General features: G+C 43.8%; 8 protein-coding genes. 5 read left to right on the top strand and 3 right to left on the bottom strand.

Annotation, left to right across the window (positions count from 1 at the left end; genetic code table 11):
• Nucleotides 1-550: 550 nt before the first annotated feature.
• Nucleotides 551-985, top strand: coding sequence for an Hsp20/alpha crystallin family protein (locus KTE19_RS11430; RefSeq protein WP_217164444.1), 435 nt, complete (start codon nucleotides 551-553; stop codon nucleotides 983-985).
• Between the two features lie 156 nt (nucleotides 986-1141).
• Nucleotides 1142-1576: an Hsp20/alpha crystallin family protein gene (locus tag KTE19_RS11425; protein ID WP_217164446.1), complete on the top strand. Its 435-nt coding sequence runs from the start codon at nucleotides 1142-1144 to the stop codon at nucleotides 1574-1576.
• A 230-nt stretch (nucleotides 1577-1806) separates the two neighbouring features.
• Here KTE19_RS11425 and KTE19_RS11420 read toward each other — a convergent pair whose 3' ends face one another.
• Nucleotides 1807-3600, bottom strand: a complete 1794-nt coding sequence (locus KTE19_RS11420; RefSeq protein ID WP_217164447.1) for an ABC transporter ATP-binding protein — start codon at nucleotides 3598-3600, stop codon at nucleotides 1807-1809.
• Nucleotides 3600-5351, bottom strand: coding sequence for an ABC transporter ATP-binding protein (locus tag KTE19_RS11415; protein ID WP_217342320.1), 1752 nt, complete (start codon nucleotides 5349-5351; stop codon nucleotides 3600-3602). The genes KTE19_RS11420 and KTE19_RS11415 overlap by 1 nt, the downstream gene beginning before the upstream one ends.
• A 159-nt stretch (nucleotides 5352-5510) precedes the next feature.
• On the opposite strand from KTE19_RS11415, the gene KTE19_RS11410 reads away from it, so the two are divergent.
• The 3 genes from KTE19_RS11410 to KTE19_RS11400 all read left to right on the top strand — a co-directional run bounded on the left by KTE19_RS11410 (nucleotide 5511) and on the right by KTE19_RS11400 (nucleotide 8866).
• Complete coding sequence (locus tag KTE19_RS11410) at nucleotides 5511-6887, top strand: glutamate--cysteine ligase (protein WP_217164449.1); 1377 nt, start codon at nucleotides 5511-5513, stop codon at nucleotides 6885-6887.
• A gap of 120 nt (nucleotides 6888-7007) precedes the next feature.
• Nucleotides 7008-7745, top strand: a complete 738-nt coding sequence (locus KTE19_RS11405) for a gamma-glutamyl-gamma-aminobutyrate hydrolase family protein (protein WP_054748943.1) — start codon at nucleotides 7008-7010, stop codon at nucleotides 7743-7745.
• Nucleotides 7746-8080: 335 nt separating this feature from the next.
• Nucleotides 8081-8866, top strand: coding sequence for a hypothetical protein (locus KTE19_RS11400; protein WP_217342319.1), 786 nt, complete (start codon nucleotides 8081-8083; stop codon nucleotides 8864-8866).
• Between the two features lie 30 nt (nucleotides 8867-8896).
• On the opposite strand, the gene KTE19_RS11395 is transcribed toward KTE19_RS11400, so the two are convergent.
• Nucleotides 8897-9979, bottom strand: coding sequence for a hypothetical protein (locus KTE19_RS11395; protein WP_249778648.1), 1083 nt, complete (start codon nucleotides 9977-9979; stop codon nucleotides 8897-8899).
• Nucleotides 9980-10262: the final 283 nt, after the last annotated feature.

Below are 10262 nucleotides of genomic sequence, written 5' to 3'. Positions count from 1 at the left end.
CAATTAACCACCAGTCTGCAAATGGTCGTTTTAGCGTTTTTAGCACTATTACTTAAGAGATTTTAGACAGCTTCTAAGTCAGGCAATGGGCAACTGCCAAGCAATAAAGGGAAGAAGTATACCTTCTACCGAACAAAGAAGAGCCCTGCCAATTCACTTGCCAACAAGTTTTCTCGACCAGCACTGGAAAAAGAATTCAAGCAGCAATATGATCAAAACCTCCAACAAGCTTACCAAAAAGCAAAAGCTGAAGGTAAAAACGTTAAGGACCCTGCAACAGATCCTGCAGTTCAAAAGCAGGAACAAGAAGCCATTCAAACCAATACTGATAAGTATATCAAGCAATTGGTGAAGGCCTTTAGATAGTCACAATTGCCAACAAAGAATGTCAGCTTTAGCACTCTTTACTTTTGAGTGCTAAATGCTGGCATTTTTTTATCAGGTGATTAATATAGAAGATGAAAGGTAAAGAGGAACGAAAAAGAGTGGTTCAAAGAGATCGTTTCCCAGTACCTTGAATATTAATTCCGATAATAAGGAGATTGGTATTATGGCAAATGAATTAATGAATCGTTTTGATTTGGATCCGTTCTTTGATCGTATGGCACATCGTTTCTTCAGCCCAAGTGATTTTGACAAGGATTACAGTGATTTCGGTAACCTCAAGACTGACATTAAAGAAACCGACAAGGATTATTCGTTGAAGGTTGATGTCCCAGGAATTGATAAGAACAACATTCGTTTGGCTTATCAAGATGGTGTTTTATCACTCTACATTAATCAAGAACATTCAACCGAACAAAAAGATGAGAACGGCCGGGTAATCGCCAGCGAACGTAGTCACGGTGTTATGTCACGTAGCTATCAATTGCCTGGTGTTGACAAGGACAACATTTCAGCCCAAGTTAGCGATGGTGTTTTAAATGTTACTTTACCAAAGTTAACCAACAGTGATCAAGATAATGGTCATATTGAGATTCAATAATTACTAACCAGCTGTTAACTAGGTGTGGGTGGTTGTTTATTTGGGTCATCGTTTTTGAAACTTTTTAAAAAGCTTTGTGTTTTGGGGGAACGAGAACGATTCTCGTTTCACCACCTTTGACGCTTGTTAATTCATGCAACAAAGGAGATTGGTATTATGGCAAATGAATTAATGAATCGTTTCAATGTAGATCCGTTCTTTGATCAAATGGCACGTCGTTTCTTCAGTCCTTCTGATGTAGACAATGATTACATGGTTCAAGGTAACCTGAAGACCGATATCACCGAAAATGACAAGGATTACACTTTGAAGGTTGATGTACCAGGCATTGATAAGAAGAATATCCACTTGGTATATCAAAACGACAATTTGGCATTGAGCATCGACCAAGCCCAAGAATCCGAAAAGAAGGATGAACAAGGCCGCGTAATTGCCAGCGAACGTAGTCATGGCATCATGTCAAGAACATATGAGTTACCTGGTGTTGATCGTGACAACATTTCAGCCCAAGTTAACGATGGTGTCTTGACAGTCACATTGCCAAAGGCTGCTGAAAGCCAGGATAGCAATAACCAAATTGAGATTCAGTAATTAATTGACCATAATTATTAGGCCTAAAAAAGCAAACCAATTCGGAGACGTTTCTGAATTGGTTTGCTTTTTTGTTATGGGGTTACGGTTTGGGTGCTTGGCTTCATAGTCGAATGATGCTCCGCAAAGCAGAAGCTTGCATATAAGTCCTCTCGTCCTAAAATCCTCAAAACCAGGATTTTAGGACGAGAGGACTTATATTCCAGCTTCTAAGCGCTTTGCTACGCATACTAGTCTAGATGTGCCGAATTCTGCAATCTAATCATGTCATAATAATACCCACGTTTCTTCATCAACTCATCATTAGTGCCGCGTTCAACAATCTTGCCGGCATCTAGCACCAAAATGAGGTCAGCATTTTGAATTGTTGACAATCGATGGGCAATTGCAATCGTTGTTCTGCCCTGCTGAAGCTTTGCCAATCCCGTTTGGATAATCTGTTCGGTTTCCGTATCGATGTTTGCGGTTGCCTCATCTAGAATCAAAATCTTAGGATCCGTTACCAACGTTCTGGCAAACGAAATGAGTTGCCGCTGGCCGCTCGAATAGCTGGCTCCTCTTTCAATCACCCTGGCATCATACTTTTGTGGCAAGTCCTCGATAAATTTATCAGCCTGTACAAACTGGGCTGCACTTCTAACTTCTTCATCACTAATTTTTTCGTTAAACATTCTGATATTTGAGGCCACCGTGCCATAGAACATAAAGGGTTCCTGAAGCACCAAGCCCATTTTTTTGCGTAATTCTTGAATCGGATAATCTCGAATATCGCGGTCATCAAGCAAGATTTGACCCTCACCAAATTCATAGAAGCGCATCATCACATTGATGATTGATGTTTTTCCACTACCAGTTTCGCCAACCAACGCGACCGTTTGCCCAGGTTCTGCGACAAACGACACATCATGAAGAACTGGATTGACGTTATCGTATGAGAACGTTACGTGTCGAAATTCAATCTTTCCCTGAGTGATCGTTGCACCCTTAACCGGATGTTGCTGGGGTTCGACGGTTTGATCGTCCATTATTCGGAACACCCGCGAACCGGCAACGACACCATCTTGAAAATCACTGAGCCGATCCATCATTTCAGACATTGGGTTGTAAAAGTTGTTCAAATAAGTGATAAACGCGTAAATCACACCGGCCGCCACATAGGCGTGCAAACCACGAACACCAAACATCCCTAAAACAAGCACCGTTCCTAATGCATAAAAGAGGTTAATCATGGGGTTCAATAACAACGAATTAATCCGAATCATTGCTTTTCGAGTATTGTAGTACTGATCGTTAGTCCCATTAAATTCTTGATTAATCCGTTTCTCCTGGCGGAACTGTTGGATCACGCTAATCCCAGTGATCCCTTCGGCCAGCTTCGCATTCAAAAGGCTCAAGCGCTCCCGCATCTGCCGGTAAACCCGGGTACTATACCGCTGGTAATACCAAACCATCACAAATAAAAAGGGCATGAACACCAGCAGCCACAGCGAGATCTTAGTATCCACCATGTACATTGCGATAAATGATGAAACCATCGCAGAAACCGTTACAATCAAACTATTAAACAGGGCCCAAAAATTCGCAAACGCCATGGTATCGTTTGTCAATCTGGAAAGAATTGAGCCACTGGGGGTCTGATCAAAGTAACGCATCCCCAAAGTGTGCAGTTTCGCAAACAGTTTTCGGCGGGTGTTTTCGAGCATATACTCGGCACCCATTTCATATAAATAGGATTGGACGAACTGCATGATCGCCTTCATGACCATTCCAAAGAAGTAAAGGCCCGCAAAGAACCACATCATTTGGAAGTCGGTTTGGCCAACCACCAGATGGCTGTCCATGTAAACTTGAATAATTCGGGGTAAATAAATATTGACGACGGCAACCGCAATCGAAAACCCTACGGAAAAATAGAAGTACCACTTGTAAGGGGCGGCATAACGAAATAATCGGCCAATGATCCGCAGCTGTTCACCAAACGGAATGCTCTTCGACCAAGCCGATTGATGTTTTAAATTATCCATTAGTTCGCACCTCCCTTGACTTTCGTTTCCAGTTCCTGACGCTCAAACATTTCCCGATACCAGCCGCCACGGGCCATCAATTCAGTATGGGTGCCCCGTTCAACAATTTGACCGTCATCGATTACCAAAATTTCATCTGCGTTCATCACTGAACTCAACCGGTGAGCAGAGATAATCGTCGTCTTATTTTGCCGTTCAGCGTGCAAATTAGTCAGGATTTGCGTTTCGGTTTCCGCATCAACGGCCGACAAGGCGTCATCCAATATTAACAATTCTGGGTTAATTAACAGCGCTCTAGCAATCGCCAACCGTTGTCGCTGGCCACCGGACAAAGAAATCCCTTCTTCGCCAACAGCGGTATCGTAGCCATCGGGCATGGCCTGAATTTGCTCATATAAGTCACTTTTCTGAGCAGCTTCCTCGACTTGAGCCTGACTGGATTCTGGCCGGGCAAAGCGAATATTCTCCCGAATGGTATCTGAGAACAGAAAGGTATCTTGAGGAACATAGCCAATTGCTGGAATCAACGCATCCAGCTTGTAGTGTTTAATATCAATCCCACCAAATTGAATGGATCCCTGATAATTATCAAACTGGCGTAAAATCAATCGTAAAATTGTACTTTTACCAGAACCAACTTTACCCACCAGGCCTACCGTATGACCTGCAGGCACCTTAAAATCAATATTCTGCAAGGCCGCCCGCTGATCATCCGGATAGGAGAACTTCTGAATATGATAGTCAATCTCACCTTTTGGCGCCTTGTCCACACCATCGGCATCGTCAATGATCGCACTTTTTTGTTTCAATAGGTCCATTACCCGGTCGTAACTGGCATTCCCTCGTTCCAGGGTATTAAACAGCATGCCGACCGCGAACATCGGCCAAACCATCATTGCCAAATACGACACAAACGACACTAATGACCCAATTGTGATCGAACCATTTGTCACCAAATAACCGCCATAGACAATCGTGACCACGTACGACAAGGCAATAATCATGGTTGTCATTGGATCAAATAATGAGTCCAGCCGGTTAACCCGCCGGTTAATATTGATTGTGGTGGCAACCTGGTTGTTAAAATCATTCATATCTTCTTGCTGCTGCCCTAAGCCTTTGATCACTTTGATCCCCGTGATACTTTCTTCAGCCTTGTTATTGAGGCGTGAAAAGGCAGCTTGTGAGTCTCTGAAGGCAATATGAATCTTAGTTCCCAAGTATCGAGCCATGACAGCCAATAATGGAAACGGAATAATTGCAATTAATGTTAGCCGCCAATCAATTAGGGTAATCATTGCGATTAAGGTAGTGCCGCCAGTGATCATCGAATCCGCAAACTGCAGGATGCCACCGCCGGCCCCCCGTTGAATTGCGGACAAGTCATTGGTCGCGTGAGCCATCAAATCACCCGTCCGATATTTTTGGAAGAATTCCAAATCCATTTCGGTGTAGTGTTTAAATAGTCGGTTTCGGAAAACTTTTTCCAGCTTAGCCGCTTCGCCCCAAATAGCAGTCCGCCACATATAACGGGCACCGTACTGGGCAAAGGCCGCCAACGTCAATATCCCCAGCAAAACCAGCAGGCTTTGACTCGACAATTTGCCATTATGGATCGTATCGACCAAGACCCCAATAATGCGTGGGGGAACGATCCCGACTAGTGCTGTCAACAGCAGGCCAAATAAGCCAATCAGGTAAATTTTCCATTCCTGCTTGAAGTACCAACCTAATTTGATGAAGATACTCATACTTCCACCTCTTAAAATTAAAAATTAATGAAATAAAACAATTCTAGCATATATTTGATATGTTAACACGGTTACCGTTGCTATGATGTCATTATAGTGTTACTATTTTGACATCAATTATCATGAAATTCTCATAATCACACAATGGAGGTAATTACCATGTTCAGCGAAATTGGACAACTTATATTTGATAATGAAGCCGTCGCGAAAACCTCCGACTTTACCATGGGATTGGAAATCGAAATGCAACGGGTAGACGAAAATAGTAACCTGAGCCAGGAACCCTATCCTGCTGCTGCCGGTGATGAACAAACCAATCCTTGGATTACCAATGATTTTCTGGAAACGATGTCAGAAGTCGTTACCCCGCCTGCTGCTCACGCGCTCGATGCGATGCATTACTTATATAGTATCAACACAGCATTACGGACTGCCCTTTCACCAGGTGAACTACTATGGCCACTATCGATGCCACCCCGCCTGCCAAAGGACAAGCGCGAGGTTCCCCTTGCTAAAATGGGGCCGAAGAAAGAGGCGTATCTAAAGGAGTGGGTTAAACGCCATGGATTTTCAGCCGGAACCCCCTGTGGTGCTCACCTTAACCTCAGTATCGATCCCCATGTTTTTAATTTGGTCTATGATAATATGCAAGACCGTTTTGACTCTAAAGTCGCCCTTTCAAACTACCTATATGCAAAAATTGCTCAGGGTTTTCTCCGTTATCGCTGGGTTATTACATATTTATTTGGGGCTAGTCCCGTTGCAGAAGCGAATTACTTCGACAAAGATAAAGGACCCACCGCTCCCATTCGCAGTATCCGTCAGAGTTCGCATGGCTTCGGCAATCCATTTCGAGGCGATTACACCACTGTTCAACGATATGTCAACAACATTGAACAGGGGGTCAAAGAAGGTAAGCTGATCTCCGACTATGAATTTCATGGTGCTGTCCGTTTCAAGGGCAATACCAACTTGAAAGAATTACCAAAAACCGGCGTCAATTACCTAGAATTAAGAATGTTGGATTTGGATCCCAGCAGTTCCGTGGGCATTCGCACCAATACCTTGCGTTTCTTCAGATTGTTAGCCAGCTACTTCATCATGTCACCCGGTCTGCACCCCGAAGATGTCAGCAGGGTCATCACCCGCGCCGATGCACTGAACGAGGAAGTTTCTGAGGAACATCCAAATGATGTCTCCAAATACCAGGCAAGTGCCAGAGCATTCTTACAAAGCCTTGAAATGTACGCCAATAAGATCCAATTAGGCCCCGAATACCAAGAGGAAATCGAGGACTTACAAGACCGGGTTGAAAATCCGTTAACTACGCCTAGTGCCAAGTTAATTACGCATTTAAAAGATGGTTCATTAACCGAATACGCAATGCGCCGAGCTAAACGATATCAAGAATCGGCCTTACAGTCAATCAGACCGTTTAAAGGATTCGAAAATAAGACAAAACTGTCCGCCGATCAGCTCAAACATGAGCTATTTAAGGGCAGCTGGGAACCCGACAAAGATAAGCAGCAGGAATAATCATTATATGAAAGCAAAATTCACCTATTTTTCATGCTTTTGGAGTATACTCATTGGATAGTTTTGAGGGATCACCTTATATTGTCATTAATCAAAATCAAAAATTGAGGAGGGGTTCATTTGCGCCCAAGAATCGCATTACCTGCCGACACACTTGCTGAGGCAACCAACGTTATTAATGAACGCAACGCAGCGTTCGCACCCCGACCGGCGATTGAAGCAATCGTCAAGTCCGGTGGCATCCCCATTATCTTTCCGAGTGTGAATCCGGAAGATGTCCGCGATTATATGACCCTGTTTGATGGGGTCTGTTTCCCAGGAGGGGCAGATGTCGATCCCACTTTCTACGGCGAAGAGCCTTTCCAGAAATTAGGTATGACGTATCTCAAACGCGACTTATTTGAAATTGAATTGTTGAAGCAATCAGTCACTGCCGGCAAGGCCATCATGGGTATTTGCCGTGGTATGCAGCTGATCAACGTTGGTCTGGGCGGCACCCTCTATCAGGATTTATCCCAAGACCTCCACGCGACCTTGAAGCATTCGCAAGAAGCCCCAGGAAATATGCCCTCCCATCATGTCACAGTTGATCCAAACAGCCGCTTACACGACATCATCGGATCCCGGCCCTATGTTAACTCGAGGCATCATCAAGCAGTCAAGGACGTTGCCCCCTATCTTAAAGTAACCGCCAGAGCCGACGACCAAGTAATCGAAGCGGTCGAATCGATCGACAATGACCAAATCTTGGCAGTCCAGTGGCATCCTGAAAATATTTACAAACACTACGAAGATTCAAAGAAGCTGTTTAAAGACTTTGTGGATCGAAGCCGAAAAGTGGCGGAAAAGACAAGGTAGAGCGCGACGAGCCCCGGGTTGATCCTGGAGCCTAAGATGGAGTGTGGTCAATGATGAACGTCTCTTGTTCATTATTGGCCACACTCCATCTTAGGCAGTAAGAATCAGGGGCGTCGGAGCGCGTTTAGAGCGCATAACCAAGTGGGTGGCATGCGCTTGGTGGCGCCACAATTCACCTCCATTGCCAACCCCTAATTGCACTCATTAAAACAATCAATTCAAAAGGGTCGCCCGTCATCACATTTGACCAGGGAGACCCTTTTACGTAAACTGAAGCTACCAGAAATAACCGAAGGGGAGCTTACTATTATGAAAAGATTTCTATTAGGGATCTAATGGCCGTCAGTCTGTTGTTGATTCCAACAACTGTCACTCACGCCAACACTATCAACCTCAAAGCAATTAATGCGAATGTTCACCGTTACTATCGAACCAACAGAGCAGTCAAAATCAAAGTGGGTTTAGTTAACAAGACTAAGCATTACCTCAGCCGCACCTTAGTCCTGCCCCCAAATACAATCATTAGTTCAAACAGTGGCACTACGGATAGCAAGGGCCGCATGAATCAAATGGATATCAACATCCGTTACCTGAGCTATGCCGTGGTGAAACCAATCCTCAAGAATGGTTACTATCTTGCCAACCAAGATCCGGAAGGTAATTTTTCGACCAAGCAGTTTACCCGGATTAAGCGGCCAGCCTATCGTTTAGCTTATAGCGATGGCGATTTGTATGCGGGTAAGGTTCCAACCGCCAACAGCAATTTCTATGAAACCAACCAAATCCTGATTACGACTGATGGCTATCTGGAATTCTATCGTTATCATCCGACGAGTTCGCTAGCTAATCCAACCAGCGGATTCTTAAACCAGCCAACTTCTGCTGCTAAGATCACCGCCACCAAGGTAAAGGGCAACTCTCGTTATCTGTACACTCGAACTAAAGTCAGCGGTACCAACGCCACTCATATTAAAAAATCCGGCAACTATCGATACCGGTTGCGAATCACCAACCTTCACAAACCGCAAACCAGAAAATTTGAAAACGGGGCGGGTTACTGGAGTTATTATTCAATCGCAGGAAAGCTTTTCTATACATTGATTGGTAATGATGATGATTAAGTCTTGAAACCAATATTTGATCGTTTAAATTTAATTTAGCGTATTCTGCCATACTTCATCCGTTAAGTATGGCAGTTTTTTTAGCGTTTGTTGAGCAGCTTTCAACCGATAAGTAATCATTCGGGTAAATGACCGTCTGAAATCTTTGCCATGCGTTGCGTACACTGTGCCTTCAAATCGCTGTTGGCCACTGCTATCCCGATAGTCGATGACAATATCGCGCATCAACCAATCGTGCTTTCTCATAAATCGTTTAATAGCAGCGGGTTGGTTGACTCGTAACGCAATGCGGGTTAAAAATTGGCGCTGATCCGCGTGATCTTGGTACCACTGAGCCTCCCGGGAGGAAATACTACCGCTATCCCCATTCAATAATTGGGTGGTTAATAAATTTTGAAATTCATTAGTGATGATCAGCTCCCTAGATCTTGCTCGGTCGGCAAAATACAAGCTGGTTGTTTCATACTCGAGGTCGGCATTCAGTGTGTTCGTCACTTTTTGAATCGCGCCCGCCTCATCAAGAAGTTGGGCATGAAAATTGGCAGAAATAATTGGCATATCCAACTTGAAACTGACCTGTTCCAGTCTGGGGCTGGTCAATAAGGGAAGAAGTTGCTTGATCAAAAAATCAATCAGGGGCTCTTCTTTAATGTTAAGCAGCCGATTTGGTGAGATTTCGATGGTCACTTTAATTTCACCACTGGTACTGCCAAGTTGAGGGGCCGCGCTGACGGTCAAAAATTTTCGAACGGCATAGCCAAATCCCAACGGACTTCTGACAATATATTCCGTTGAATCAATTAAATGAAGCTGATCATAAAAGATGACACCCCGATATTTTTCAGTCCCCACAACGGGAATTGGCCCGCTTTTCTGACTTGTCGGAAAAGCCTCGATTAAGTTTTGCAGCATTTTGTATGCCTGCTGGGTCATCGTACTTGTTAACTTGATTGTTTGTACATCGAAGCTTAGCCCTTTAATTGGGTAGCCAATTTGTCGGCGACTGAACTGCTCATCCATTTGTTGCTGATAACGATGATTAAGCTGCTGATATTGTTCAGTACCATATTCGTTTGGATTAAAGATGCGTTCACTATTTGCCAAAATGATCATGCCACTTCCCTGCTGATCTTAACAATTAACCAAATATCGCGAAATTGTTCGGATTTACGGGTCAATTTTACTGTGAGTTTGCCATCATGTCAAATGCAAAAATTAATTAATGGCAACGTTGACAAATTGATAATTGGGTGTTATACTTAGTGTATATTAACGATTCGAGTTTAATAAAAAAAGGCAGCCAGAGCAAATTTTCAGGCTCTTCGTCAACTGTTGTTGGTGAAACTAAATTCGAGTTCTAATCACTTTGTGATTAGGGCTCTTTTTGTTTTGACCT

Origin of the sequence: Lentilactobacillus dabitei (assembly GCF_019061365.1) — a bacterium.
GTDB lineage: Bacteria > Bacillota > Bacilli > Lactobacillales > Lactobacillaceae > Lentilactobacillus > Lentilactobacillus dabitei.
Note: the sequence above shows the minus strand (reverse complement) of the source record. Positions and strands in the feature narration are given on the sequence as shown.

Excerpts from the sequence above, each read along its gene's own strand:
- KTE19_RS11420 (WP_217164447.1), bottom strand. The coding sequence starts at position 3,600 with ATGGATAATTTAAAACATCAATCGGCTTGGTCGAAGAGCATTCCGTTT.
- KTE19_RS11415 (WP_217342320.1), bottom strand. The coding sequence starts at position 5,351 with ATGAGTATCTTCATCAAATTAGGTTGGTACTTCAAGCAGGAATGGAAA.
- KTE19_RS11400 (WP_217342319.1), top strand. The coding sequence starts at position 8,081 with ATGGCCGTCAGTCTGTTGTTGATTCCAACAACTGTCACTCACGCCAAC.
- KTE19_RS11430 (WP_217164444.1), top strand. The coding sequence starts at position 551 with ATGGCAAATGAATTAATGAATCGTTTTGATTTGGATCCGTTCTTTGAT.
- KTE19_RS11425 (WP_217164446.1), top strand. The coding sequence starts at position 1,142 with ATGGCAAATGAATTAATGAATCGTTTCAATGTAGATCCGTTCTTTGAT.
- KTE19_RS11395 (WP_249778648.1), bottom strand. The coding sequence starts at position 9,979 with ATGATCATTTTGGCAAATAGTGAACGCATCTTTAATCCAAACGAATAT.
- KTE19_RS11410 (WP_217164449.1), top strand. The coding sequence starts at position 5,511 with ATGTTCAGCGAAATTGGACAACTTATATTTGATAATGAAGCCGTCGCG.